The 25655-nt window shown below is 69.2% G+C and carries 21 protein-coding genes; 13 read left to right on the top strand and 8 right to left on the bottom strand.

Going from position 1 to position 25655, the window contains the following annotated elements; all coding sequences use genetic code 11:
• Nucleotides 1-116 precede the first annotated feature (116 nt).
• Nucleotides 117-875, top strand: coding sequence for an SDR family NAD(P)-dependent oxidoreductase (locus C1C97_RS06995; RefSeq protein WP_121030855.1), 759 nt, complete (start codon nucleotides 117-119; stop codon nucleotides 873-875).
• 206 nt (nucleotides 876-1081) lie between these two features.
• On the opposite strand, the gene C1C97_RS06990 is transcribed toward C1C97_RS06995, so the two are convergent.
• The 3 genes from C1C97_RS06990 to C1C97_RS06980 all read right to left on the bottom strand — a co-directional run bounded on the left by C1C97_RS06990 (nucleotide 1082) and on the right by C1C97_RS06980 (nucleotide 3896).
• The gene (locus C1C97_RS06990) at nucleotides 1082-2002 is read right to left on the bottom strand and encodes an NADP-dependent oxidoreductase (RefSeq protein ID WP_199712230.1); all 921 of its coding nucleotides are present in this window, start codon (nucleotides 2000-2002) and stop codon (nucleotides 1082-1084) included.
• A 145-nt stretch (nucleotides 2003-2147) separates the two neighbouring features.
• Nucleotides 2148-3176, bottom strand: a complete 1029-nt coding sequence (locus C1C97_RS06985; RefSeq protein WP_121030851.1) for a DMT family transporter — start codon at nucleotides 3174-3176, stop codon at nucleotides 2148-2150.
• Between the two features lie 126 nt (nucleotides 3177-3302).
• On the bottom strand, nucleotides 3303-3896 hold the full coding sequence (locus C1C97_RS06980; RefSeq protein ID WP_121030849.1) for a TetR/AcrR family transcriptional regulator: 594 nt from the start codon (nucleotides 3894-3896) through the stop codon (nucleotides 3303-3305).
• 91 nt (nucleotides 3897-3987) lie between these two features.
• Here C1C97_RS06980 and C1C97_RS06975 point away from each other — a divergent pair, with 91 nt between their 5' ends.
• The 3 genes from C1C97_RS06975 (at nucleotide 3988) to C1C97_RS06965 (ending at nucleotide 7448) form a co-directional block, all read left to right on the top strand.
• Complete coding sequence (locus C1C97_RS06975; RefSeq protein WP_110920667.1) at nucleotides 3988-5217, top strand: Bcr/CflA family efflux MFS transporter; 1230 nt, start codon at nucleotides 3988-3990, stop codon at nucleotides 5215-5217.
• Nucleotides 5218-5327: 110 nt separating this feature from the next.
• On the top strand, nucleotides 5328-6701 hold the full coding sequence (locus C1C97_RS06970; RefSeq protein WP_121030847.1) for an agmatine deiminase family protein: 1374 nt from the start codon (nucleotides 5328-5330) through the stop codon (nucleotides 6699-6701).
• 123 nt (nucleotides 6702-6824) lie between these two features.
• The gene (locus C1C97_RS06965) at nucleotides 6825-7448 is read left to right on the top strand and encodes a thymidine kinase (protein ID WP_110919915.1); all 624 of its coding nucleotides are present in this window, start codon (nucleotides 6825-6827) and stop codon (nucleotides 7446-7448) included.
• Between the two features lie 81 nt (nucleotides 7449-7529).
• Here the strand turns inward: C1C97_RS06965 and C1C97_RS06960 are convergent, their stop codons facing one another.
• The 3 genes from C1C97_RS06960 to C1C97_RS06950 are packed head-to-tail and all read right to left on the bottom strand — an operon-like array spanning nucleotide 7530 to nucleotide 9341.
• Nucleotides 7530-8159: a PIN domain-containing protein gene (locus C1C97_RS06960; RefSeq protein ID WP_121030845.1), complete on the bottom strand. Its 630-nt coding sequence runs from the start codon at nucleotides 8157-8159 to the stop codon at nucleotides 7530-7532.
• Complete coding sequence (locus C1C97_RS06955) at nucleotides 8156-8962, bottom strand: ImmA/IrrE family metallo-endopeptidase (protein WP_121030843.1); 807 nt, start codon at nucleotides 8960-8962, stop codon at nucleotides 8156-8158. Before C1C97_RS06955 ends, C1C97_RS06960 begins: the two co-directional genes overlap by 4 nt.
• A gap of 40 nt (nucleotides 8963-9002) precedes the next feature.
• Entirely contained in the window at nucleotides 9003-9341 is a 339-nt protein-coding gene (locus tag C1C97_RS06950) for a helix-turn-helix domain-containing protein (RefSeq protein ID WP_110919913.1), read from the bottom strand.
• Nucleotides 9342-9522: 181 nt separating this feature from the next.
• On the opposite strand from C1C97_RS06950, the gene pyrE reads away from it, so the two are divergent.
• The 8 genes from pyrE (at nucleotide 9523) to ald (ending at nucleotide 18672) form a co-directional block, all read left to right on the top strand.
• On the top strand, nucleotides 9523-10104 hold the full coding sequence (pyrE, locus tag C1C97_RS06945) for an orotate phosphoribosyltransferase (RefSeq protein WP_110919912.1): 582 nt from the start codon (nucleotides 9523-9525) through the stop codon (nucleotides 10102-10104).
• 88 nt (nucleotides 10105-10192) lie between these two features.
• Nucleotides 10193-10873, top strand: a complete 681-nt coding sequence (locus tag C1C97_RS06940; RefSeq protein WP_121031426.1) for a TrmH family RNA methyltransferase — start codon at nucleotides 10193-10195, stop codon at nucleotides 10871-10873.
• An 85-nt stretch (nucleotides 10874-10958) separates the two neighbouring features.
• The gene (locus tag C1C97_RS06935) at nucleotides 10959-12332 is read left to right on the top strand and encodes a lipase family protein (protein ID WP_233542794.1); all 1374 of its coding nucleotides are present in this window, start codon (nucleotides 10959-10961) and stop codon (nucleotides 12330-12332) included.
• A 248-nt stretch (nucleotides 12333-12580) separates the two neighbouring features.
• A complete protein-coding gene (fbaA, locus tag C1C97_RS06930; protein ID WP_121030839.1) occupies nucleotides 12581-13603 on the top strand; it encodes a class II fructose-bisphosphate aldolase in 1023 nt (340 codons plus the stop codon).
• 177 nt (nucleotides 13604-13780) lie between these two features.
• On the top strand, nucleotides 13781-15175 hold the full coding sequence (locus C1C97_RS06925) for an amidohydrolase (RefSeq protein ID WP_110919916.1): 1395 nt from the start codon (nucleotides 13781-13783) through the stop codon (nucleotides 15173-15175).
• A 40-nt stretch (nucleotides 15176-15215) separates the two neighbouring features.
• On the top strand, nucleotides 15216-16850 hold the full coding sequence (locus tag C1C97_RS06920; protein ID WP_121030837.1) for an AbgT family transporter: 1635 nt from the start codon (nucleotides 15216-15218) through the stop codon (nucleotides 16848-16850).
• A gap of 91 nt (nucleotides 16851-16941) precedes the next feature.
• Entirely contained in the window at nucleotides 16942-17364 is a 423-nt protein-coding gene (locus tag C1C97_RS06915) for a DUF3151 domain-containing protein (RefSeq protein WP_233542793.1), read from the top strand.
• 219 nt (nucleotides 17365-17583) lie between these two features.
• Nucleotides 17584-18672 carry an alanine dehydrogenase gene (gene ald / locus C1C97_RS06910; protein WP_121030833.1) on the top strand — a complete coding sequence of 363 codons (1089 nt, stop codon included), beginning with the start codon at nucleotides 17584-17586 and terminating at the stop codon, nucleotides 18670-18672.
• A gap of 7 nt (nucleotides 18673-18679) precedes the next feature.
• Here ald and C1C97_RS06905 read toward each other — a convergent pair whose 3' ends face one another.
• Nucleotides 18680-20167, bottom strand: coding sequence for an amino acid permease (locus tag C1C97_RS06905; RefSeq protein ID WP_110919906.1), 1488 nt, complete (start codon nucleotides 20165-20167; stop codon nucleotides 18680-18682).
• A gap of 203 nt (nucleotides 20168-20370) precedes the next feature.
• On the opposite strand from C1C97_RS06905, the gene C1C97_RS06900 reads away from it, so the two are divergent.
• A complete protein-coding gene (locus C1C97_RS06900) occupies nucleotides 20371-21549 on the top strand; it encodes a polysaccharide pyruvyl transferase family protein (RefSeq protein WP_110919905.1) in 1179 nt (392 codons plus the stop codon).
• A gap of 109 nt (nucleotides 21550-21658) precedes the next feature.
• Here C1C97_RS06900 and C1C97_RS06895 read toward each other — a convergent pair whose 3' ends face one another.
• Nucleotides 21659-25519 carry a S8 family serine peptidase gene (locus tag C1C97_RS06895; RefSeq protein ID WP_121030831.1) on the bottom strand — a complete coding sequence of 1287 codons (3861 nt, stop codon included), beginning with the start codon at nucleotides 25517-25519 and terminating at the stop codon, nucleotides 21659-21661.
• Nucleotides 25520-25655: the final 136 nt, after the last annotated feature.

The raw sequence follows: 25655 nt of genomic DNA, 5'->3' as shown, positions 1-25655 counted from the left end.
GCGTGTCACTGAAAATATCGGGGTACAAAGAACATGGCGATCCCGGCCCCGTACGATCGGCCGGGACAGCAACCGAGCGGCGTCGTGCGCCGCGCATCACAACGGCAGGAGCGGACATGGACATCACGGGAACATCGGCGATCGTCACGGGGGCGGCCTCGGGGCTGGGGGCGGCCACCGCCGCGGAGCTCATCTCCCGCGGCGCTAAGGTCGTGGGCATCGACCTTCCGGGCGGCATCGAGAAGGCACCGGAGGTCGAGGGGCTCACGTACGTGGCCGCGGACGTGACCAACGAGGAGCAGGTGCGGGCCGCCGTCGCCCGGGCCGCGGAGATCGCGCCGCTGCGCACCGTGGTGAACTGCGCGGGCATCGGGCCGTCCGCGCGCGTGGTGGGCCGCAACGGTGTGCACGACCTCGCCCTGTTCGACCGCGTGGTGCGCATCAACCTGGTGGGCACGTTCACCGTGCTCGCGCTCGCGGCCGAGGTGATGACCGCGGAGGATCCGGTGGACGAGGCCGGGCAGCGCGGGCTCGTGATCAACACCGCGTCCGTGGCGGCGTTCGAGGGCCAGATCGGACAGGCGGCGTACGCGGCGTCCAAGGGCGGGGTGCACTCCCTGACCATCGCGGCCGCACGTGACCTCTCCTCGCGCGGTGTGCGCATGATGACCATTGCCCCCGGCATCGTGGACACCCCCATGCTCGGCAGCGTGGGGGAGGACTACCGCTCCGCGCTCGCGGAGTCCGTGCCGTTCCCGCACCGCCTGGCGCAGCCCGCGGAGTTCGCGCTGCTGGCCGGGATGATCGTGGAGCACGACTACCTCAACGGCGAGACCATCCGCATGGACGGCGCCCTGCGCATGGCGCCGCGCTGATCCGCGCCGCCGCGCGGCCGCCGCGCCCGACCACACGGTCCCGGGCGACGACGCCGCACGGCTCCGTGCACGACGATGCCTCGCCGCGGGTGCTCTGCGACGAGGCATCGTCGTGATGTGGCCGGAGCTGCGAGGCTCCGGCCTGCGCGGGACGCCCCGGGGATCGCGTCGCTGAGGTCGAGACGATCCCCGGGGCGCTCCGCGGCTCAGTTGACCGTCAGCACGATCTTCCCCACGGCGTGGCCCTCCTGGCTGGCCGCGAACGCCTCCGGGAGCTGCTCGAGCGGGAAGGTGCTGTCCACGCGGACGGTGAGCTTGCCGTCCTCGGCCAGGCGAGTGAGTTCGGCAAGCTGCTCGGCATCCGGGGAGACCCACATGTAGTGCCCGCCGTGCTCCTCCACCTCGGGGTCCGCGATGGAGCCGTGCTGGCCGCCGTCGGCGAGCACGGCCACGGTGTCCTCCACGACGCCGCCCACGAAGTCCGCGACGATGTCCACACCGTTCGGGGCGAGCTCCTTGACGCGCTCCGGGAGGCCGTCACCGTACTCCACGGGCTCGGCGCCGAGCTCGCGCACATAGTCGTGGTTCTTGGCCGACGCCGTGCCGATCACCCGCGCGCCGAACGCCTTGGCGATCTGCACGCCCATGCTCCCCACACCACCGGAGGCCGCGTGGATCAGCACGGTCTTGCCCTCTGCGAGACCCAGTCGGGTGAGCACCTGGTACGCGGTGAGTCCCGCGAGCGGCAGCCCTCCGGCCTGTTCCCAGGAAAGACTCTTCGGCTTGGGGGCGAGTGCGCGCACGGGGACGGAGACGTACTGGGCAAACGTACCGCCGTGGATCCAGTCCTTGCGGGCGTAGGCGATCACCTCGTCGCCCTCGGAGACGCTGGGCGTGTCGAAGCCCTTGCCCACGACGACGCCCGCGACGTCCCAGCCGGGGATCGCCGGGAACTGGGCGTTCATCATGGGATCGAGCCCGCCGGACATGACCTTCCAGTCCACGGGGTTGATGCCCGCGGCCTTGACCTGCACCAGGACCTCACCGGGGCCCACCTTGGGCATGGGCTGGTCCGTGAGCTCCAGGACGGAGGGGTCGCCGTACTGCTGATATGTCTGCGCCTTCATTGTGGTCATGTCTGTCTCAACGGCCCCGGGCGGGGCCTTATTCCATGCCGCGGCAAGTTTCTCGTGCGCGCTGCTGGACGACGCCGCCCGGTGGCCTTGGTCTTCCAGTCTCCCCGGGGGTGTCCGGGCGAGTGGGGGAGCAGCCTCAGGCGGAGATCAGCGCAATGCCCGTGAGCACGGCGGCGCAGCCGATGAGCCGCGGCACCAGGCGGTTCTCCTTGTAGATCCACCACGCGAGCAGCGAGCCCACCACGATGCTCGACTCCCGCAGGGGAGCCACGAGCGCCACCGGGGTGGACTGCATGGCGAAGAGCACCAGGATGTACGCGAGCGGGGACAGCAGGCCCACCGCGACGATCCGGTTCCGGTCCAGCCGCCAGGACTCCACCAGCCGTCCGCGCTGCCGCCACGCCTTGGGGGTCAGGGTCAGCACGAGCACCGCGGAGGTCAGCGCGAAGTACAGCACGGGCGGCAGGTCCAGGCCGGCCATCGAGTGGTCATCCCACAGGGTGTACCCGGCAATGCACGCACCCACGGCGGCACCCCACAGCACGCCGGTCAGGGCGGAGCCGCGGGCGGGCCTGGCGGGGGAGCCGCCCTCCGGCGAGGGCCCGCCCGGATCCTTCGGGCCCGGCGTCCCGGACGCGGGGAAGTCCAGCGGGGCGGCGTCGTGCGCGGTGGCCGCGCCGGGATCCGATGCGGTGGATGAACGCGGCGGGGCGTCGTCGTCCCGGGTGGAGGTGGGTGTGCCGAACGTGGCGACCACGGCGACGCCCACGAGCACGGCGATCGCCCCGGTGGCGGCCGTGAGGGAGAGCTGCTCGCCCAGGAACAGGACCGCCACGAGCATGGTGATCATGGGCCCGGTGCCGCGGGCTACGGCGTAGACCACGCCCAGCGGAGCGCGGTCGTACCCGGTCTGCAGAGCGGTGCCGTACACGGTGTGCAGCACCCCGGAGACCACGGCGGCCCCCACGAGCGGCCAGCCCCACGACTGCCACGCCCCCGGCTCAAGGAGGCTCACGGGGATCAGCACGACCGCGGAGACCAGCCCGTACCACCACACGAACAGGGTGCCGTTGCCGCGGACGCCCTTGGCCAGGATGTTCCAGACGGCGTGGACCACGGCGGCCAGCAGGACGAGGGACACGCTGAGGGCTGACACCCGTCCCATTGGACCGGATGCACCCGGTGACCCGCGAACCGGGCGGGGAATGTGTCCTGCCCGGTGGTGCGGGCGGCACGCGAGCGGCGCCGGGCCGTGTGGTGGGCGGCGTCGTCCCGCCCGGGGGTCCGGAAGCTACTCCCGGTACTGGCGGAGGAAGCGACCGAGTGCCTCGGTGGCTCCGGCGGCGATGTGCGTGCGGCCCTCCACCAGGATCTTGAGCATGATGCCTTCACCCAGGGCCACCGCGAGGTCGGCGGGGGCCTGCGGAAAACCACTGACGCGCAGGATCTCCTCCGCCTGGCGCTCCAGGACGCGCCGTTCGCGGGAGAGCTCCGCGCTGAGGTCCCCGCTCTCGCGGGTGGTGTCCACCAGCCAGCACAGTCCGCCGCGCAGGGCACTGTCGCTCAGGCTCGCCCCGGAGAGGCAGCGGATCAGCCGCCGGGCGGTGTCCTCCGCCGAGGGGGCATCCGCTTCCGCCGCGGCCTCGGCCAGGGCCCGCTCCGCCTCCGCCGAGCGCTCCGCCTCGATCTCCTGCAGGCACGCCATGAGCAGCGCATCCCGCGAGTCGAAGTAGTAGCGGATGGACCCGTGGGAGACCCCCGCTCGCTCGGCCACCTGGCGGTGGGTCACGGCCGCGGTGCCGGACCGGGCGAGCAGCTCACCGGCGGCGGCGAGGATCTCGGCGCGGCGGGCAGCACCGCGCGGCTGGCGTGTGGGCACCCTCATCACTCCCTGAAGTTGTACGACTGTATAAAATTTGCCTATCCTGAACGGGTTCCCCCGCTCTCCGGGCCGCACGACGTGAAAAGGCACCGCCGTGACCACCTCGACCGTTTCCTCCACGGTAGATCCTCGAACCACCCCACCCCCGCGTTCCTTCCTGCTGGCTCTGGCCACCGTGCTGGGCGTGGGGCCGTTCGCGATCGACATGTACCTGGCGTCCCTCCCCGAGATCGGCCGGGACTTCGCCGTCCCGTCCTGGACCGTGCAGCTCACGCTCACGGGGTACCTCGTCATGCTCGGGGCCGGTCAGCTGGTCGCGGGACCCGTGACGGACGCGTTCGGGCGGCGTCGTCCGCTGCTGCTGGGCCTGGGACTGTTCGTCGCGGGCTGCCTGCTGGCCGCGGCCGCCCCCCACGTGGCCGTGCTCGTGCTGGCGCGGATGGTGCAGGGCGCAGGCGCCGCGATCGCGTTCGTGGTGGTCAACAGCGCCGTGCGGGACCGCGCGGAGGGTGAGGCGGCCACCCGTGCGTTCGCCGTGCTGATGACCGTGAGCGCGGTGGTTCCCATGATCTCCCCGACCCTGGGCGGCTGGATCGGTGGGCACCTCGGATGGCGCCCCGTGTTCGTGGCCATGGCCGGGATCGGCGCGTTCGCCTTCGCGGTCGCCTTCCGGTGGCTGCCCGAGTCCCTGCCCGTGGAGGGTCGCACCGTGCTCTCGTTCGCGCCCGTCATGCGCGCGTACGGGGGACACCTGCGCTCCGGCCGCATCCTGCTGCCCCTGGGGGCGCTCGCGGGAGCATTCGTGTTCCTGTTCTGCTACCTGGGCGGTGCGTCCTACGTGTACCAGGGCCACTACGGCCTGGAGCAGACCGAGTTCGGCCTGGTCTTCGGGGTCACCGGTGTCGCCGCGCTGCTCGGTGCCGTCCTGGCCCACAGGCTGGCCGGGAAGCTCTCGAGCGCCCGGCTGGGCACCCTGGGGGTGCTCACGATGGCGCTCGGCGGTGCCGTCGCGTTGACGGCCTCACTCACCTCGGCCTCGCTGCTCCTCGTGGCGCTCGGCATGAGCCTCGGTCTGCTGGGCCTGGGTGCGTGCGAACCCGCCTTCATGGGGCTGTGCATGTCCTCGGTCAGCGAGAACCTGGGTGCCGCCTCGGCTCTGATCGGCGCCGCGCAGTACCTCCTGGGCGCATTGACGACGGCGCTGATCGCCTTCCCCGCGGGCGTGGGCGCGTGGGCATGGGCCACCACGATGGTGGTGGTCGCGCTGGTCTCGCTGGCGCTCGCACTCGCGGCGGCGCGCAGGGCGGGCGCGGAACGCGTGTGAAGCACAGCAGCCCCCGCGGGCATCAGCCCACCCCGCCCGTCCCCGGACGGTGCAGCACATGAACCGTCCGGGTGAGCCACATCTCCCGCCGACGTGGAATGGTGGACCCTGTGAAGAAACGACTTGTCGCCGAATGGGAGCCCGCGCTCGGGGCCTTCGTCACCTGGCCCGCGGCGCTGCCGGGTGCCCTGCTGCGGGACCTCGCGCTGGATGCGCACCTGTGGGTCCTCGTGACGGACGCCGCCTCCGAGACCGACGCCGCCGCGTGGTTCGCGTCCCAGGGCGTCTCCCCGGACCGGGTCACGTTCGTCCGCGCGCCGCAGGGCGACGACGCCGTGTGGGTGCGCGACTGGGGCCCACACCCCGTGATGGACGAGCACGGTCAGCTGTGGTGCGTGGGCCCGCGGTACGTCTACGCCACCCCGTTCACCGCCCACGAACCGGGCGCGCCCCTTCAGAACGCGGACCGTGAGCCCCTCGCGGCGCTGGAGTACGAGCCCGTGGACCAGCGTGCCCAGCCCGCGCTCGCCAGGGCGCTGGGGCTTCCGTTCGAGAAGCTCCCGCACGCCTTCACCGGGGGCAACGTGCTCTCGGACGGCCACGACCTGCTCATCAGCACCGAGGTGCTCGTGGCGGAGAACGCGTTCGACGGCGCCACGTGGGACGAGGTGCGCCAGGACGCCGCCGCGGCCACGGGCATGAGTGAGCACGTGGTGCTGCCCGACTACGAGGACTGGGGCATCCAGCACGCGGACTGCCTGCTCAAGGTCCTCGACGAGGAGCGGTTGCTGGTGCTGCGCCCGCCGGCCGACCACCCGCTGCGGGAGCGCTACGACGCGATCGTGACCGAGCACCTGGAACCGTTGCTGACCCGCTACGGGCGGCCCTTCGAGATCCTGCGCATGGACACCGGCATCAGTCCCCACGGCGGCCTGGCGCCGTACGTGAACTCGGTGATCCTCAACCACGTGGTCTACGTGCCGCGCTACGGCATCCCGGAGGATGAAACGGCCCTGGAGCAGTGGCGCGCGGCCATGCCCGGCTACGAGGTCCGCGGGTACACGTTCTCCTTCGACAAGGAGCCCCACGCGGTGCGCAACCCCCGCAACACGGGCCCCACCGGATGGCGGGACGGGGACGTGCTGCACTGCCGCGTCCGCGGGGTGTTCGACCCGCGGATGATGCACGTCTCCGTGCGCCGCCCCGGGCCCGAGAACCCCTCCCTGGTGCGCGTGCGCGCGGAGGGCTGCGGCGGCACCCGGGTGGCCTCGGTGACGCTGCTGAGCCGCCGGGCGGGCGACGCGGAGACCACCCGCACGCCCATGCGCGAGACCGCGCTGAACGGGGAGTACACGGCCCACCTGCCGCAGGGCCCGGGCTCCGGGGAGATCGAGTACGCGGTGGAGGCCACCTCCGAGGACGGCCGGGTGCAGCGCTGGCCCCACCCCTCGAAGGCGTGGCTGCGGGCGACGTTGCGTGGTTGAGGCCGCGCCCGCAGCCCCCACCCGGACCGGTGCCGGGGCCGCAGAAACCAGCCCTGCGGCGTCGCCCCGGCAGCGGTGGGGCGGGGTACGGTCGCGGCCACGGCGTCGCTAGACTGACCGACCGTGGCCAAGCTCTACTTCCGCTACGGCGCGATGAACTCCGGCAAATCGACGGCGCTGCTCCAGGCCGCCTACAACTACGAGGAACGCGGTCAGCGGGTGCTGCTCGCCAAACCGCACGTGGACACCAAGGGCGAGGACCAGATCCTGTCCCGCCTGGGTGTCACCCGCACGGTGGATTTCCTGATCCAGCCCGGCGAGAGCGCCATGGAGCTGTTCAAGCGGCACTCCCTGGGCGACGACCCGGACGCGCTGCTCGAGCACGTGGACGCCCAGCCCGTGGCGTGCCTGCTCGTGGACGAGGCGCAGTTCCTGGAGGCCGAGCAGGTGGACGACCTGCTGCGGATCGCCGTGCTGCTGGACGTCCCCGTGATGGCCTACGGCATCCGCACGGACTTCCGCACGCGCTCCTTCCCGGGTTCGGAACGGCTCATGGAACTCGCCCACTCGCTCGAGGAGCTCAAGACCATCTGCCGCTGCGGCCGCAAGGCGGTGTTCAACACGCGCAAGGTGGGGGAAAACTTCGTGTTCGAGGGGGACCAGGTGGCCATCGACGGCGTGGCCGTGACCTACGAGTCCCTGTGCGCGTCCTGCTACCTGCGCGAGTCCGGTGGTCGGCTGGGCTGAGGCGTGCGCGGACGACGATGCCGCTCGCTCTCCTGCTGCCCCCGGGGGTCCGGACTACGTCTGTGCCAGACGAACCGGAAATCATGCCGGTGGCGTGACCCGCCAGAGTTCCTTTTTCAATAACCCCGTGCTTTCGATGGGTGCCAGCCCGTCGTCCAACGAACGCAGCTGACCGTAGATTTTCCGCATGGAGCCACGGTTCTCAATGAGTCCGCGTGATACGGCGGCCTCCAGGACCTGCTCGGTGCTCATGATCTTGAGGGCACCCACGGATGACTCGCTGTGGCGCAATCTCTCCAGTCGGCGCTTTTCTGCGAACGCGACCTGCGTGCCGCGGATCTCGTCGATCAGGATCCAGACTTCCTGGCCCTTCTCGGCGGCCACCACGGCGTGGGCGATCACCATGGTTTCTCCGAGGTCTCTGCGTGTTCGGAGTCGCTGTGTCATGGGCATGCGTTCCAGTCGCACGATGACCTGGTCGAGGTCGCTCGTCATGGTGTCGGGCAGAACGTGCCACAGCTGCTCCGGCAACTTGGACACCACGCGTTGTGCGTGCTGGAACCTGCGGTCGCGTGCGGCCTTGTTCAAGACCTCGTCCCTGACCGTCTCGGGAACGCTGACACCACCCATGCACGTGAAGAACAGGCGTTCGTGGCCTGCGGCGAAAAAGTTCAGCGCCGGGCCCGCGTCAACGATCGGTCGGGTGGTCATGCAGTGCCATTCGAGTCGTCGAGATCGTCCAAGAACGCGAGGTCTACGACGGGTGCCTGGGGGAGGCTTTGAGGATCGTCTCGCACTGTCTCTTGTGCGCGCGGCATGATGTTGGACTCGGCCAGCTCGTCTTCCACGTCATTCGCTGGCATGCCTCGCAACCGGGCGATGGCCTGAACCGACACCACACCCTCCGCATATCCCTCGATGGCCCGTGCCAGCAGGCGCCGCGGGGCTCTGGTTTGTCGGGACTCCGCTTGCCACGCCTTGTACTGGTCACCCCAGCCGTGTCGTGCGGCGAGTTGCGGTGTCGACATTTTGAGCCATTCGCTCTTCCGCGAAGCATCCACGAGACCGGCCTGATGGAGAGCGATGGTCGCGATGGCCGGGGACACCTGGAACAGTTGCACGAGCATGGACAGGTCTGCTTCGGCCACGGTGTGTCGATCTCCGAAGACGTCGTGGATGGCTGCCTGGGGCAGCAGCAAGTGACGCGAAAAAGCATCCGCGCGCACCTCGACGGGATCACGTCTCTCGAGTTCGCGGCCCGGCGTCCAGTCCTCGAACTCCACGTGCGCCAACTCGTGACCCAGGCTGCTGCGCTGCCTCATGGGATTGCCGGTTGTTGCCACCACGATGAACGTTGTTCCCGTCTCAGGGGATCTGGCGGCCAAACCGTGTTCATCCGGTCCAGCAGCGAGTACGGCCACATCTATGCCCGTTGCCCGCTCGATGATGGGGATCAGATCCCCCAGCGGGTGCGAACCCAAATTGTTCCGCTCCCGGAAACCGTGGGCGGCCATCTGAGCTTCTTCTTCAATCGCTACCTGGTGCGGCACGGGGTCACACCGAGGTCGAGATGGCTTGATCGGTCAGGTACGCGTCAAGATCCATGAAGTCCATGACGGCCTTCTTCATGGCAGCCATGCCGGAACCATCGGTGGAGCGAGCGGCCCAGGAGATTTGATCTTCGGCAATTCCGCCACCCGTCAACTGCGCGTAGGTGTGCCCAGTTGCCTGGGCGATCAGCATGAGTTCTGTTGTCTTGGCCTGGCGGGTTCCGTTGATGATGCGGGAGATGGCTGCCTGAGCAATGCCAGTTTCGTCCGCAACAGAGCGCTGGCTCATGTTGGAGCTTTCCAGGGCAGCTCCGACGAGCTGTCCGACGCTGGGGGAGGGCATGGTGAACTCCTGTGAATCACTGAGGTATGTATTGATTCAGTCTACGCTCCGTGGGTGTGGGAAGCGACCCTCTCGTGGGCGTGCTGGGTCCCCAGGGTGCCCCGGCGTCCGCCCGCGTCGCCCCAGCGTTCCGAGCATGCGTCGTCGCCCGCCGAGCGGTGCGGGCCCGTAAGCTGAGGGCATGAGCACCGACTTCTCTCCCGTGGACCTGGACACCGCCCGCGACCGCCTGCGTGACCTCATCAAGGAGCTCGCCGTGGTGCGGGGCAAGGTGACGCTGGCCAGCGGCATCGAGGCGGACTACTACGTGGACCTGCGGCGGGTGACCCTGCACCACGAGGCCTCGCGCTACGTGGGCCAGGTGATGCTGGGTCTGCTGGACGAGGCGGGCATCCAGTTCGACGCCGCCGGCGGACTCACCATGGGCGCGGACCCCGTGGGCCACGCGATCATGCGCACCGCCGGTGACCAGGGCCGGGCCATCGACACGTTCGTGGTGCGCAAGGCCCAGAAGTCCTACGGAATGGGCCGCCAGGTGGAGGGTCCCGGGGTGAAGGGCCGCGACGTGGTGGTCGTGGAGGACACCTCCACCACCGGCGGTTCCGCGCTCACCGCGGTGGAAGCCCTGCAGAAGGCGGGCGCGAACGTGGTGGCCGTGGCCGTGATCGTGGACCGCCGCACCGGCGCCAAGGAGCGCATCCAGGAGACCGCGGGCGTCCCGTGCCTGTACGCCTACTCCAAGGACGAGCTGGGGCTTGACTGAGCCGGACGCTTCCGGGGGCGACGACGCCGCTCGCGCACCTCACCTGCCCACCCGCACCGAGGCGCGTGAGGACTCCGCGGATCCGCCGGTGAATGGCGAGAACCCAGCTCTAGACCCCGAGAACCGCGTGGTTGGCGTCGGTCCCTGGCAGGGCGAGTGGCCCACCGGCGAGCACTGGGACCCCGAGCTGCTGCGCGACGGCGACCGCCGCAACGTGGCGGACCAGTACCGCTACTGGCGCATGGACGCGATCATCGCGGCCCTGGACTCCAGGCGCCACGCCTTCCACGTGGCGGTGGAGAACTGGGAGCACGACTTCAACATCGGCTCCGTGGTGCGCACCGCCAACGCGTTCCTGGCCCGTGAGGTCCACATCATCGGGCGACGCCGCTGGAACCGTCGCGGGGCCATGGTCACCGACCGCTACCAGCACGTGCGCCACCACGCGAGCGTCGCGGAGTTCATGGAGTGGGCACGCAGCGAGGGACTCGCGGTGCTCGCGATCGACAACGTCCCCGGATCGCAGCTGATCGAGATGTTCGACCTGCCAGAGCGTTGCGTGCTGGTCTTCGGTCAGGAGGGCCCGGGGGTCTCCGAGGAGCTCGTCGCAGAGGCGGACGCCGTCCTGGCCATCGAACAGTTCGGCTCCACCCGCTCCATCAACGCCGGAGCGGCCGCCGCCGTGACCATGCATGCATGGATCCGCCGCCACGTGTTCGAGCAGCGTCCTGCGCCCTCGTCCGAGGTCACGAAGGGCGCGGGAGCGTGAAAAAGGCCGGCCGACCATAGCCAGAAGGCAGAAGTTACCGTATGGTCATGTGAGTTGAATCACATGATGAAAGGTTCGCATGCTCATGGCTGCCTCGACTACACGCCCATCGTCCTTGCGGCGTTCTGCGGGTGCCCTCGCCCTGGGCGTTGGGCTGCTGCTTGCTGGACTGCAGCCCGCGAATGCGCAGAGCGCAGCAGGCTCCGCACCGGATGGCGGTTTCTCCGAGCTGCCGCGCAGCGAGCAGGACCAGAAGCTCCAGGAGCAGGGTCTGACCCGCGATGATCTTGCTCGCGAGGATGCGCTGAAGAAGCTCCGCAGCTCCACGGACACGGACTTCTACAGCACCCCGGCGCAGCTGCCTGCCGCCAACGGGGGTGTGGTGCGCTCGGAGCCGTCCACGTTCTACCTGGACCCCGTCAAGCTCATCAAGCCCAATGCGTCCGCCACGCGCATCATGTACAGGACCACCAACAGCAAGAACCAGGCCGTGGCCACCACGGGCACCGTGCTGCAGTCCAAGGCTGCGTGGCGCAAGCCCGGCCCACGGCCGCTCGTGGTGCTGTCCTCGGGTACCCAGGGTATGGGCGACTCGTGCGCGCCGTCCCGTCAGATGGCCATGGGCACGAACTACGAAGGCCTCAGCCTGGCCGGCCTGATCAATGCCGGCTACAACGTGGTGGCCCCGGACTACATCGGTCTGGGCACTGACGGCGCCCACACATACATGAACCGCGTGGACCAGGCTCATGCCGTGCTCGATGCCGTGCGCGGTGCGCAGCAGCTCGGCATGGAGGGAGTGGATGCTAAGACCCCCGTGGCCGCCGTGGGATACTCGCAGGGCGGCGGTGCCACGGCTGCAGCCGCGGAGAGCGCCCCTGAGTACGCCCCGGAGGTGCAGCTCAAGAGTGCCTGGGTGGGTGCGCCGCCCGCGGACCTCACACTCACGGGTCAGCACATCGACTCCTCTCTCTTCTCCGGCCTGTCCTTCTACGTGATGGGGGCGGCCGAGGACTCCGGGGTGGCGGTTCGGGACAGACTCAATGCGGAGGGGCAGAGGCGCTATGACAAGGCCCAGGACAGCTGCCTCGTGGGCACCGTCCTCTCCGACGCCCTGGTGCCGTCCGAGAAGCTCACGGCTGACGGGCGCTCCTTCTCCCAGCTGCTCGGGGACCCCGCTCTGAAGGCGTACCTGGACGAGCAGACCATCGGTGCCGCGGGCCGCCACCCCCGTGTCCCGGTGCGCATCGCCCACACCGTGGCGGACGACGTCGTGCCCTACCAGTCGGGCCGACGGCTCGCCCAGAAATGGTGCGCCTCCGGCGTGAACGTCTCCATGCAGACGCTCGCCACGCCCACCCATGTGGGGGCCTCTCTGGAAGGCATTCCCTCGATGCTCGTCTACCTGGACGCACGGTTCAAGGGCATCCCGCAGACCAGCTCGTGCTGGCGGTTGTGAGCGCCACGGGGCAACGACCCCCGGGCGCCGCGCACCCACCGAGGAGGTCACCCGTGGGTCCGTACGTGGTCACGGCGGCGTGACCACGGCGCGGCTCTGAGACGATCGGCCCGCCACGGTTCATCCCGTGGTGGGCCGCAATTTTGCGGTGCCGTCCCGGGTCACGAGCAGACCCGTCGCCTAGACTGGAAACAGGCCTCAGGCCACGGTCCAGCCGTGCATCGGGAACCCAGTAGAAGGAGTGTTTCATGCCCATCGCAACCCCTGACGTTTACTCCGAGATGATCGACCGGGCCAAGGAGAAGGGCTTCGCCTACCCGGCCATCAACGTGACCTCCTCCCAGACCCTCAACGCCGCGATCCGCGGTTTCGCCGAGGCGGGTTCGGACGGCATCATCCAGGCGTCCACCGGTGGTGCGGCGTACTGGTCCGGCTCCTCCGTGAAGGACATGGTCACGGGTTCGCTGGCCATGGCGGCGTTCGCCCGTGAGGTGGCCAAGAAGTACGACGTCAACATCGCCCTGCACACGGACCACTGCCCGCAGGACAAGCTCGAGGGCTTCGTGCTGCCGCTGCTCGCCGAGTCCGAGAAGGCCGTGGCGCGCGGTGAGGACCCCATCTTCCAGTCGCACATGTGGGACGGCTCCGCGATCGCCCTGGACGAGAACCTCAAGATCGCCCAGGAGCTGCTGGAGCGCACCAGCAAGGCGCACATCATCCTGGAGGTGGAGATCGGCGCCGTGGGCGGTGAGGAGGACGGTGTGGTCGGTGAGATCAACGACTCCCTCTACACCACCGTGGCGGACGGCATGAAGACCATCGAGGCGCTCGGCGCCGGCGAGAAGGGCCGCTACATCACCGCCCTGACCTTCGGCAACGTCCACGGCGTCTACAAGCCCGGCAATGTGCGCCTGCGCCCCGAGCTGCTCAAGCAGATCCAGGACGAGGTGGGCCAGAAGATCGGCAAGGAGCGCCCCTTCGACCTCGTGTTCCACGGCGGCTCCGGCTCCACCGCCCAGGAGATCGCGGACGCCGTGTCCTACGGCGTGATCAAGATGAACGTGGACACGGACACCCAGTACGCGTTCACCCGCCCCGTGGCCGGCTTCATGCTGAGCAACTACGACGGCGTCCTGAAGATCGACGGCGAGGTGGGCAACAAGAAGAAGTACGACCCCCGCGTGTGGGGCGCCGAGGCCGAGACCGGCATGGCCGCCCGCGTGGTGGAGGCCTGCCAGAACCTCGGTTCCGCGGGCACGTCCATCAAGTAGTCCGCACGATCCCGTCGGTGCCCCGCACGTCCGCGTGCGGGGCACCGACGGGATCGAATCCCGGCCGGCGACGCCGCACGGCGCGGTTCCGCACGTGCAAACGCTGCGATCCGTGAAGCCGCCCGTCCTGAATCAATGGATGTGATGTGGAACACGCCACTTGCTATTGTCCAGGGCATGGCCTACCAACACCCGCAAAGCACGCCGTCCGAGCGTTTCGCCGGACCTGAGCAGGAGCCGCCAGAGCCTTCCCACGCCTACCTGCAGCAGCTGCTGCGTGACACCGAGCGCCGGAAGCAGCAGCTGACGCACCACCTGCGAGACCATTGCGGCGCCGGGCCAGTGGCGCAGGAGCGCCTGCAGACCCTCGTAGACGCCCAGTCCGAGGATCTCGTGCGCCTTCTTCACGAACTTCACGAAGACCCGGAGACGGCGTTCCAAGAGCACCGGGCCGCGCAACGGATCAAGGATCACTTAGCGCAGCACGAGATCGAGGCGCAGAGTCCCGCGTTCGGTCTGGACACCGCCGTCCATGCAGAGATCGCTTCCCAGGACTTCGACCCGGAGCACCACCGCACCATCGCGGTGATGTCCGAGTACGACGCGCTGCCGGGGATCGGCCACGGCTGCGGTCACAACGTGATCGCGGTGACGGGTCTCGGGGCGTTCTTGGCCCTGGTGGAGCTGCTGCGGGAGGACCCCGGCGCGTTCTCTGGACGCGTGGTCTACCTGGGCACTCCCGCCGAGGAGGGTGAGGGGGGCAAGGAGATCATGGCCCGCAATGGCGCGCTTGAGGGCATCGACGCCGCCGCTATGGTCCACCCTTACATGACCGACCTCGTGGACCAGGTGTGGCTCGGGCGTCGACAGTGCGAGGTGACGTTCCACGGGCGGGCTTCCCACGCGTCGTCGCACCCTTTCATGGGCCGCAACGCGCTCGACGGCGCCGTGCTCGCCTACCAGGGGCTTGGCCTGCTGCGCCAGCAGACCCCGCCCACGGATCGGATCCACGCCGTGCTGCCGGATGGCGGGGAGCGACCGAACATCATCACCGAGATGGCCATGCTGCGGCTCTACGTGCGTTCACAGCGCCCCGACACCCTCGGTGCCCTCTCGCAGCGCGTGAGCGAGGTGATGGAGGGCGCCGCACTCATGGCCGGTGTGGGTGTCACGATCACCTGGGACACCTCCCCGGCCACGCTTCCCGTTCTGGGCAATGGACCGCTGTCCGACAGATGGGTTCTTGCCCAGCGTCGTCGAGGGCGGGACCCGTACCCCGGAGGCACCCTGTCAGAGGTACTGGCAGCCTCCACCGACTTCGGCAATGTCAGCTACCGCATCCCGGGCATCCACCCGCTGATCGGCATCGCCACCGAGGACACAGGACTGCACTCCCGCGAGTTCGCCGCCGCGGCAGCGGGCCCGGAGGCGGAGCGGGCGGGGGTCGACGGCGCCTATGGCCTCGCTGCCGTCGCTCTCGACTACCTCACGGACGATGGCCTCGCCGCCGACGTCACCGAGGACTTCCGGGCGAACGGCGGCGGGATCTCGGTTCCCGACTACTTCGACTGACCACGCCGGGCACCCACACCCCGATCACCACGGAGCACCCATGAACGCCACCATCACCATGAAACCCAGTCGGGGGGACCGGTTCCTCTCCGGCATTGAAAGGGTGGGCAACAAGCTGCCCGAGCCGTTCGCCCTGTTCACCATCCTGTTCCTCATCACCGCAGTCGTCTCCACCGCCATGGCCTGGGCAGGAGTAGTGGTGCACGTGCCGGGCAAGGACGAACCCGTGGCCATCCAGGGGCTCTTCACCGGTGACGGGATCGCGTGGTTCACCACGACCCTCGGCGAGAACTACATCGGTTTCCCACCGCTCGTCACGGTCGCGACGATCCTGCTGGCCATCGGCATCGCGGAGAAGTCGGGTTTCCTGGCCGCGGCCATCCGCTTCACGATCGGCAGCGCACCGCGGTGGATGCTGCCCTACACCGTGGGATTCGTGGGCGTGGTGGGCTCCATCATGGCGGACTCCGCGTTCGTGGTGATCCCCCCGCTGGCTGCTCTCGCGTTCAAAGCCGCCGGGCGTCATCCTGTGGCGGGTCTTTTGGGCGGCTTCGCCGCCGCAGGCGCCGGGTACTCCACCAACATCTTCCCCACGTCCCTGGACGCCCTGTTCGCGGGCATCACCAACGCCGTGATCCCCACCGTTCCGGCGCTGGCGGAGAACGCCACCGAGGTCAACCCGCTGTCCAACTACTGGTTCAACATCGTCTCAGCGATCATCCTGTCCCTCGTGGCCGGGTGGGTGATCGACAAGATCCTGGAACCGCGCGTGGAACGGGTGGGCGTCTCCCGCGAGGAGGTCAACCCGGAGACCACTCAGCTCATGACGGACACCCGCGCCATACGCATCGTGGGCGACGAGCAGACGGTGGCCGAGTCCCAGGAGCCCGATGTGGAGGCGGCGCTGTCCCCGCGCGAGAAGAAGGCCCTGCTGTGGGCGGGGATCACCTTCGTGCTGATCGGGGTGGCCCTTACGGTCTTCGCCCTGCTGCCGAACTCCCCGTGGCGCAACGAGGCCGGACACTTCCTCCCCAAGTCCCCGCTGCTGGCCTCGATCGTGTTCATCATCTTCACGTTCTTCTCGGTGAGCGGTTACGTCTACGGCCGTGTGGCAGGCACCCTGCGGGGCTTCAAGGACGTGCCCGTGATGATGAGTGCTGCGCTGCGGGACATGATCTCGTTCCTGGTGCTCGCATTCGTCCTGGGCCAGTTCATCGCGCTGTTCAACTGGTCCGGAATCGGCTCCTGGATCGCGGTCACCGGCGCCACCGCTCTCGAGGACGCTGGGGTGACCGGATTCCCTGTGATCATCGGTTTCATCCTGCTGTGCTCGCTGCTCAACCTGTTCATCATCTCCGGGTCCTCCATGTGGACGCTCATGGCCGCGGTGTTCGTGCCCATGTTCGGTCTCCTCGGCTTCGAACCCGCCTTTATCCAGGCCGCGTTCCGGGTGGGCGACTCCGCGACCCAGGTGATGACTCCGCTGAATCCCTACATGGTGGTACTGCTGACCATGCTCCGGAAGTACGAGCCTTCCGCGGGGCTCGGCACGCTCATGGCCCGGATGCTGCCGTTCGTCGTGCCCTTCTGGCTCGTGTGGGTTGCCATCCTGGTGGTCTTCTACATGGGCGGACTGCCCCTGGGCCCCGGCGTGGGGATCATGGTCGGCGACTGAGCCCGACCCCCTCGGCGAACGGCGTAGAGCGGCGTCGTGAACCGTGCGTACAGTGAGGACGAACCCTGCACGACCGTGGAAAGGAACCACCGTGGCACTGCTCGGCAAGAACCTGCTGGACGAACCTGAGCCCACGTACCTGGAGGAGAACCAGGAGATGACCGCGCGCTTCGACGCCGGCGACGAGGCCGAGGACCTCGCGGCCGCGTTTCCCAAGGAGCAGCTGCCGTGGGCCATCCTCGCGGAGGAGGCGCTCGCGGACGGACGCACGCTGGAGGGCTACGCGTATGCGCGCGTGGGCTACCACCGCGGCCTGGACTCGCTGCGCGCCCACGGGTGGAAGGGCCACGGCGCCGTGCCGTACGCCCACGAGCCCAACCGCGGCTTCTTGCGCGCCCTGGCCGCGCTGGGACGGGCCGCCGCGCAGATCGGGGAGTCGGACGAGGCGGCGCGGATCGAGAAGTTCCTCCACGACTCCGATCCCGAGGCCGCAGCGCAGATCGACGCGCGCTGACCCCGCACGGCCGTCGCACCGCCCGCCCGGCGGACCGGCGCGAATCGAACCGGGCACGATCCGAGCGTCCGCCTCCCGGGGCGGGCGCTCGGTCACATTCCCGGGCGCCCTGACACGGGCCGGTGTCCCACGACACAATGGGGTACACAGCCAGGGGCTCACCGCAGAGTCCGAGCACATCCCCTCGGGTACGCGCGCCCCAGTAAGGAGCACGTTCCCATGAGAATCTCCGTCCCTCGCGAGATCAAGTCCGAGGAAGCCCGTGTGGGTCTCACCCCCACCATGGTCACTGCGCTGACGGCCCAGGGCCACGAGGTCTTCGTGGAGGCGGGCGCCGGTCTGGGCGCCGGCTTTCCCGACGACGACTACCTCGTGGCCGGCGCGCAGCTCACCTCCCAGGAGGACGCCTGGGCGCGGGCCGAGCTGCTGGTCAAGGTCAAGGAACCGGTGGGCCCGGAGTACGGCTTCCTCCGCCCGGACCTCACCCTCTTCACTTACCTCCACCTGGCCGCGAGCAGACCCCTCACGGAGGCCATGCTGGACAGCGGGGTCACCGGCATCGCGTACGAGACCGTGCGCGTGGGCCGCACGCTCCCGCTGCTGCGCCCGATGTCCGAGATCGCGGGCCGCCTGGCCATCGCGAACGCCGCGCACCACCTCCAGTTCCACGCGGGCGGACCCGGAATCCTGCTGGGCCGCGTGCCCGGCGTGGTGCCCTCCACGGTCCTGGTGATCGGTGGTGGCACCGTGGGTGAGCATGCCGCGCGAGCGGCCGTGGGCGCCGGTGCGGACGTCACCATCCTGGAGGCCAACGGCGACCGGATCCGGCAGCTGGACACCCTGTTCCCGAACGCACGGGTGCTGATGAGCGACGCACACCGGATCGAGGAGGAGCTGCCCCGCGCGGACGTGGTGGTCGGTTCCGTGCTGATCCCGGGCGCCGCCGCTCCCAAGCTCGTCCGTCGCGAGCACCTCTCGCTGCTCAAGCCGCACGCCCTCATGGTGGACGTGGCTGTGGACCAGGGCGGGTGCTTCGAGACCACGCGGCCCACCTCCTACCACGATCCCGTGTACGACGTGGACGGCATCCGCCACTACTGCGTGGCCAACCTCCCGGGTGCGGTACCCGTCACGGCCACGCAGGCGCTCACGCACGCCACCACGCCCTACGTCATGCGCCTCGCCGGCGGCATCGACGCCGCCCTGGCCGACGACGCCGCTCTGGCCACCGGGCTCGCCACACGCGCCGGTGAGCTGCACTCGCCGGGTGTGGCCGCGGCCTTCCCGGATCTGCCCTCCGTCGGGTGAGGCCCCGCTAGACCCGGGGTGCGGCGTCGTCCTCGGCGGGCGTCGCGCTCCGGGGCGCCGCGGCGTCGTCGCGGAGGAAGAGCTTGCAGGCGAGGGCGATCAGGCAGACCAGGATGAACGTGGCCACGAACTGGGTGCGCACGGCCGGGTCCAGCAGCCCGATGACCACGATGGCGGCGAGCAGCGCCAGCGCGAAGTAGGACAGCCACGGGAACGCCCACATCTTCAGCGGGGAGGACTGCCCGGCGCGGTCCGCGCGCCGGCGCAGGATGATCTGTGAGACGAGCGCGATCCCCCAGACCACGAGGCACGTGGAGCCCAGGAGGTTGAGCATCACGTTCAGGACGGTCTCCGGCCACAGGTAGTTCAGCACCACGGCGACGAACCCGAAGACCACGGACGCCACCACGGCGGCGCGCGGGACACCCCGAACCGAGGTGGCCGCGAGGGAACGGGGAGCCGAGCCGCGGCGGGCCAGTGAGAAGAGCATGCGCGAGCTGCCGTAGATGTTGGCGTTCAGCGCGGACAGCAGCGCCAGGACGATCACCACGTTCATGAGCACGTTCGCGCCGGGGATCCCGGCCTCGGTGAGGACGGCGACGAACGGGCTGGAGGAGAGCCCCTCGTTGTCCCACGGCAGGACCAGGACCATGACCGACACGGAGCCCACGTAGAAGATCAGGATCCGGACCAGGATGGTGCGGATGGCGTGGGCCACGTTGGTCTGCGGGTCCTCGGTCTCCGCGGCGGCGATCGTCACCAGTTCCGTGCCGCCGAACGCGAAGACCACCACGAGCAGGGCGGATGCCACACCCGTGAGCCCGTTCGGCATGAACCCGCCGTGCTCCGTGAGGTTGGACAGCCCCGGACTCGGCGCGGGCAGGACGCCCAGCAGCATCAGGACACCCACCACGAGGAATCCGACGACCGCGGCCACCTTGAGCAGCGCGAACCAGAACTCGGCCTCACCCAGTGTCCCCACCCGGACCAGGTTGATCACGGTGAACACGGTGATGAAGATCAGCGCCCACGCCCACTGCGGCAGGGAGGGCCACATCTCGGTGACCAGCTGCGCGGCCGCAGTGGCCTCGGCGGCCACGACCACCACGATCTGCGCCCACCACAGCCAGCCGAGGGCCCGGCCCATGGTGGGGCCCAGCGCCTTGCCGGCGTAGGTGGAGAACGCCCCGGACGAGGGATCCGCCGCGGCCATCTCGCCCAGTGCGCGCATCACGAGCACCAGCAGCGTGCACGCCACCAGGTAGGAGATCAGCACCGCGGGGCCCGCGGTCTTGATCGCGGCACCGGTTCCCACGAACAGCCCCGTGCCGATGGCCGAGCCGAGCGCCATCATCACCAGGTGGCGCGGCTTGAGGTAGCTGCCCTGCTCCGGCTTCGACGGCACGTGCGGAGTGTGCTCGCGGGTGCCTCCGTGGATCACGCTGGACGATCCTCGAGCGGCGGAGTCGTCCTGGGGAGTGCGGGGCGAGGTCATGGGAGACAAGATTACCCGGGCGCACGGAGCCGGCCGTGGCCACCCGCCCTCCTGCGTGCGGCCGGCGGGACCGGCCCGACGGCCCTGCCGACCCCTGTGCGGGGACGCGCGGTGCGGCAGCCGGTGGAGCGCCGTCGACCCGGTGCTCGGGGAGGCCCTGCAACCCGGCGGTGGGCTGTGTCACCCCTGGGTACCCTGCATCCATGCGCACTCTTCTGAAGGACCACCGGCGGGTCCCTCCCGCTCGCAAGCCGCCGATCTACCTGATCTCGTGGGCGGGCTACCCGAACTTCGGGGACGAGCTGATCGCGGCCGCCTGGGTCAACCACCTCGCGAAGGTCGCACCGACCACGGACGTGTGGCTGGACGTGCGGGAACCGGGCACCGTCACCGCCCTGCTGCGCGGCATCCACCCCCGACTGCACGTGGTCAACACCCTCTTCCGCGCGATGCACGAGATGGACCACGGGCTGGACCGCTCCATGCGCAGCCTGATCCACGACCTCGGCTCCCCGAAGTACGACGCCGGTCTGCTCGCCCTGCGCGAGGCGGGCACCGTGCATCTGCTGGGCGGCGGGGTGCTGCACGCGGACTGGTCCGGGAACCTGCGGATCGTCGAGGCGATGCGCGCCATCCGCGAGCTCACCGGGGCGAAGGTGTTCGCCACCGGGCAGGGGCTGATGCCCTTCGCCGGGGACCCGCTCACGGACCTGGACCACCTCAGCGTGCGGGACCGTCCCAGCGCCGAGGCCGCCGGGATCCCCGTGGGCTTCGACGATGCCTTCCTGCTGGCGGAGGACCCGCGGCACGCCCGCGCCCTCGGACTCCTCGCCGGACACAGGGGTGACGGGTCCAGCGCGGGAACCCGGAGCGCGGGCCCGCCGAGCGAAGCGGTGGTGTGCGTGCAGTCGGACACCCTGGCCGAGGGGTCCTTCGAGAAGATGCTGGACTTCACCAGGGCGCAGCTGCAGCGGTGGGATCTGCCGCGCAAATCCGTGCGCTACCTCGAGGCCATTCCCGGGGACGACCATCTGGGCTTCGACCGGCTGCGCGATCTCGTGGCTCCGGAGGGCTTCATCCCGTTCCAGGCCGCGTGGGACGGGGATTTCGTCTTCGGCCCGCACCAGGTCTGGCTGACCACCCGCTTCCACCACCACCTGGTGGCGGCCCTGCACGGGGCCCGGGGCATCGCGCTCAACGGCAAACCCGGCTATTACGACGTCAAGCACCAGTCCGTGGTGGACGCGGGGTCCCGCTGGTCCCTGGTGCATGCCGGTCCGCAGCCGGACACCGTGGCCCTGGAGGAGCTGACCGCGCCCGCGGGTTTTGCCGAGGCGGTGCGCGTCAAACGGGAAGAGGCCACTCGACTCTACGGTCGGTGAGTGGGTACCGGGACACGGAGAAGGGTCCCGTGGTCTCCACACTGTGGAGACCACGGGACCCTTGCCGTCGCGGGAGATCAGCCGGAGTGCCGGATCCCGCTCTCAGCCGCTACTTCTGCTGGTCGTAGCGGTAGAGGAAGGCGGCCATCTGGTCGCGCTTGACCGGCTGGACGGGACGGAAGGTGCCGTCGTCCCAGCCCTTGGCGATGCCCTGGCTGTTCATCCAGGAGATCTCCTTGTAGAAGACGTGGCTGGTGGGCACGTCCTTGAACGGAGACTTCGCAGGAGCGGTGTACGCCGGGGATCCCGCCATCCGGTAGAAGAAGGCGGCCATCTGATCACGGTTGATCTGCTGGGTCGGGCGGAAGGTGCCGTCCGGCCAGCCCTTGGTGATGCCCTGCTCGCTCATCCAGGAGATCTCCTTGTAGAAGACGTGGCTGGTGGGCACGTCCTTGAAGGGAGACTTGGTGGGAGCGGTGTACGCCGGGGATCCCGCCATCCGGTAGAGGAAGGCGGCCATCTGGTCACGGTTCACGGACTGGTTGGGGCGGAAGGTGCCGTCCGGCCAGCCCTTGGTGATGCCCTTGCCCGCCAGCCAGGAGATCTCGGAGTAGAACACGTGGTCCTTGGGCACGTCCGTGAAAAGCGGGTTCTGGGACTTGGGAGGCGTTGCTGCGGACTGCACGGTCTTGACCTCTGCCTTGGCGCCGTCCTGTCCCTTGCGGATGCCGGAGAGATCCCCGGTGCCGTTGTGCAGGTGCAGGAACAGGGCTTCACCCTCGGCCGTGGCCGAGCCGCGGTGCGCGGTCAGCTTCTTGCCGGGCAGATCGGTGAACAGCGAGTTGTTGAGCTTCTCCCCGCGGAAGGAGACCTTCGGGGAGACCGGGTTGTACTCGATGACGCCCGAGTGGTCCACCGCGCCCTGGACGTTCGCGGAGTAGGTGTCCACCTGGTAGCTCAGCTTGGTGTCGGCCTTGGCGGGATCAATGCCCAGCTTCGCAGCGCTGACTGGCAGCACCATGGCGTTCGTGTCGAAGGTGCTGGTGTCGACATCGCCCCATGAACCGTTCAGCGGCTGGCTGTCGATCACCGTGAGCTCGCCGTTGACGTATCCGTAGAGGTTCACCAAGGGGTAGTCCAGCCCGTCCGTGCGACCCAGGGCCGCAATGTAGTCGGGTCGGTCGTCACCGGAGGTGTCGATGGCGATCTGCATCTCCACGTCTGGCTTGATCGTGGAGGCGTTGCCCCAGCTGGAGACGCCGAAGTTGATCAGGCCGTCCTTGGCGACGTCACCCTTGTCGGCCTTCAGCTGCGGGATGTTGGAGGACGTGCCCACGTACTGCAGGTCCGCGAACTGGGAGTTGCCGCGGGCCAGCTTGGTGGAGTCCAGACGGTCGGAGGACGCGCCCAGTTCGAATGCGCCCAGGGCCGACTTCCAGCCGCCCTGGTCCACGCCGGTGCCGGCCAGGGACACGGCGGTGTTGCCGTCCTTGTCCCACTTGTCCAGCTTGGCGTTGTCCACGCGCATGTCGGCCGCGGGCTTCGGGGCGATCGACATCGGGACGCGGGTGTCCTGACCGTTCTCGGTCAGGACCAGACGGCCCGATTCGGTGGCCAGGAACTGGCGGGCACGGTTCAGCTGGGTCACGGCCTCCGAGGGGTCGTGGGTCTTCTTCAGCTGCGCCCGGTCCACGGTGGCGGTCACCTTGACGGTGGCCTTGCCGCCCTTGGCGACGCTGACCGAGCTCGGTGCGGAGATGGTCACGCCGGGAACATCGGTGGAGGCGTCGAAGCGCACCGTGTAGGTGTGCGCGGCGCCGCCGGTGTTGTCCAGGACCAGCTCACGGGAGAAGGTCTGCTTGCCGTCCTTGATCTCCGCCACCCCGAAGGTGGAGGAGACCAGCGAGGGGTCCGCCTTGTCGTAGACCAGCACGTCCTGGTTCACGGCGCGCAGTGCGTCCACGCGGCCCGAGCCCACACGGTCCACCGCGGAGGTGGCTCCGTTCGCGGCGTGCACGTCGTGCACGGCCGAGTTCATGACGGCGGCCTTGAGCAGCTGAGGGTTGTAGTTCTGGTGCTTCTGCTGCACCAGGGCGGCGATGCCGGCCACGTGCGGGGTGGCCATTGAGGTGCCGGTCTTGACCGAGACGCCGTTGCCCTGGGACACACCGGCCGAGCCGATGTTGGTGCCGGGCGCGGCGACGTCGGGCTTGATGACGCCGTTGCTGCCGTGCTGGCCGCGGGAGGTGGAGTCGTTGACCTGGTCCTTGTGGCCGGTCTCCGCCCTGGCGGCACCGATCCACTCCGGGGCCAGCTTGATCCTCGCCCCGCCGGCCTGCACCGCGGGCCTGATCTTGTCCACGGACTTCTTGCCCATCAGCAGACCCGGGATCTTGGCGTTGCCCGCGATCGCGGAGGGGTCGACCGTGTAGTCGGACTCCAGGACCACGCCCTTGCCGCCGGCGGCGGCCACGTTGTCGAAGCGGACCTTCGAGCCGCAGGGGAACGGGCCGTTGTCCTCCCAGTCGAGCATGACCCACTTGCCCGCGAAGTTCTGCGAGAAGGGGGTGCAGCCGAACTTGTTCTCCGCGGGCGCCGCCACGATGTCGCCCTGGAGATCCTCGGGCTTGGCACCGCGGTAGTCGTAGCTCCCGCTGTAGGAGCCGGTCAGCTCACCCTTGGCGCTGTCCGGGGAGAGCGCCTCGGCCTTGTCCTGGACGGCGGTGCTGCCCTGCGAGTTGGCGACGGTCAGTGCGGAGCGCGCGCTGCCCGGGGAGCCGGAGATCTCGTGGGCGTCCCCCGCGTTGCCCGCGGCGATGACCGAGAGGATGCCCTGCCGGGACAGGGCGTCGATCAGGTCGTTCTGCGGGTCGTCGGCCGGACCGAAGTCCGAGCCGAGGGACATGTTGACGATGTCGGCCTTGTCCGAGAAGTCCCCGTCCTTGTTGGGGTCCAGCGCACGGTCCAGGGCGTCGATCACCAGGTCGGTCGAACCCTCGCAGCCGAAGACGCGCAGACCGATCAGCTCCGCCTTGGGCGCGGTGCCCGGGCCGATCCTCATCTTCCCGACCTGTTCCTTGGTCAGCTTGGTGGGATCGCCCGTGAAGGTCTTGCCGTCCTCGCCCACGCCGTAGCCGGCGGTGGTGCCGGCCACGTGGGTGCCGTGGCCACCGGCCTCGCAGTCCAGCGGGTTGTTGTCCGGCTTCGCGGCGCCGCCGCCCGGGCGGGCGTCGTAGTCGTCGCCGGCGAGGTCGTAGCCGCCCACGAGCTTCTTCGGGTCGTACAGACCGGAGTCCTTGCCCGGCAGATCGGTCGAGGCCTTGGCTTTCTCGTAGGCATCCGTGGTGCCCGGGCCGCCGAAGTCGGCGTGGGTGTAGTCGATGCCGGAGTCGATGATGGCGACCTTGACGCCCTGGCCGGTCTGACCGGTCTGGGTCCAGGCGTTCAGCGTGTTGGTGTCCACCACGGAGCCCGCGTTGTTGCGGTACTTGGACACGATCTTGGAGATCTTGACGACGTCGGAGCGCTTGGCCAGCTGCCGCAGCTGCTCGGCATCACCCTTCAGGGCCACCCCGCGCATGGCGTTGGCGGTGGTGTACAGCACCGCCGACTTGGACTCGGACGCCAGGGAGGAGCCGGCGGTGTCCACGGACTGGCGGATCGCCTGGACCTGCGCGGCGGCCCGGACCGGGTTCTGTCCACCGGTGCGTACCCCGGCGGGCTGGGTGGCTTCGAAGGCGCTCTGCCCCTTCAGCTGCACGAAGACGGCCACCTGACCCTCGGCGTGCTTGAGTTCGGAACTGATCAGTCGGTCCGGGTCCTGGGTGTTGAGGTCGTCCGTCTTGGGCGCTGGGGGGATGGTGGCGGCGCTGGCGGGCAGCACCGCCCCCAGGGCCAGCGTCAGGCCCAGTGCGGTGGCCATGCAGGTCTTGGCGGCTTTGCCACGACCAGCTCGTGTCTCATGATTCATGTCGTGTCCTCTGGCGATCGGGGGGCTCCGTGAGATAGATCACAGTGAGCTCAGAGTGCGCCCTGGCCTCTGAAAAAGCAAAAGTTTCGTAAAAATTCCCTGTGTTACACCTGAAAGAGCCCGGTGCGTCGAGCCG

The sequence above is a fragment of the Kocuria tytonis genome (assembly GCF_003226895.2).
In the GTDB taxonomy this organism is placed as follows: Bacteria; Actinomycetota; Actinomycetes; order Actinomycetales; family Micrococcaceae; genus Kocuria; species Kocuria tytonis.
Note: the sequence above shows the minus strand (reverse complement) of the source record. Positions and strands in the feature narration are given on the sequence as shown.

Excerpts from the sequence above, each read along its gene's own strand:
- C1C97_RS06995 (WP_121030855.1), top strand. The coding sequence starts at position 117 with ATGGACATCACGGGAACATCGGCGATCGTCACGGGGGCGGCCTCGGGG.
- C1C97_RS06990 (WP_199712230.1), bottom strand. The coding sequence starts at position 2,002 with ATGAAGGCGCAGACATATCAGCAGTACGGCGACCCCTCCGTCCTGGAG.
- C1C97_RS06985 (WP_121030851.1), bottom strand. The coding sequence starts at position 3,176 with ATGGGACGGGTGTCAGCCCTCAGCGTGTCCCTCGTCCTGCTGGCCGCC.
- C1C97_RS06980 (WP_121030849.1), bottom strand. The coding sequence starts at position 3,896 with ATGAGGGTGCCCACACGCCAGCCGCGCGGTGCTGCCCGCCGCGCCGAG.
- C1C97_RS06960 (WP_121030845.1), bottom strand. The coding sequence starts at position 8,159 with ATGACCACCCGACCGATCGTTGACGCGGGCCCGGCGCTGAACTTTTTC.
- C1C97_RS06955 (WP_121030843.1), bottom strand. The coding sequence starts at position 8,962 with ATGGCCGCCCACGGTTTCCGGGAGCGGAACAATTTGGGTTCGCACCCG.
- C1C97_RS06950 (WP_110919913.1), bottom strand. The coding sequence starts at position 9,341 with ATGCCCTCCCCCAGCGTCGGACAGCTCGTCGGAGCTGCCCTGGAAAGC.
- pyrE (WP_110919912.1), top strand. The coding sequence starts at position 9,523 with ATGAGCACCGACTTCTCTCCCGTGGACCTGGACACCGCCCGCGACCGC.
- C1C97_RS06935 (WP_233542794.1), top strand. The coding sequence starts at position 10,959 with ATGGCTGCCTCGACTACACGCCCATCGTCCTTGCGGCGTTCTGCGGGT.
- fbaA (WP_121030839.1), top strand. The coding sequence starts at position 12,581 with ATGCCCATCGCAACCCCTGACGTTTACTCCGAGATGATCGACCGGGCC.
- C1C97_RS06925 (WP_110919916.1), top strand. The coding sequence starts at position 13,781 with ATGGCCTACCAACACCCGCAAAGCACGCCGTCCGAGCGTTTCGCCGGA.
- C1C97_RS06920 (WP_121030837.1), top strand. The coding sequence starts at position 15,216 with ATGAACGCCACCATCACCATGAAACCCAGTCGGGGGGACCGGTTCCTC.
- ald (WP_121030833.1), top strand. The coding sequence starts at position 17,584 with ATGAGAATCTCCGTCCCTCGCGAGATCAAGTCCGAGGAAGCCCGTGTG.
- C1C97_RS06905 (WP_110919906.1), bottom strand. The coding sequence starts at position 20,167 with ATGACCTCGCCCCGCACTCCCCAGGACGACTCCGCCGCTCGAGGATCG.
- C1C97_RS06900 (WP_110919905.1), top strand. The coding sequence starts at position 20,371 with ATGCGCACTCTTCTGAAGGACCACCGGCGGGTCCCTCCCGCTCGCAAG.
- C1C97_RS06895 (WP_121030831.1), bottom strand. The coding sequence starts at position 25,519 with ATGAATCATGAGACACGAGCTGGTCGTGGCAAAGCCGCCAAGACCTGC.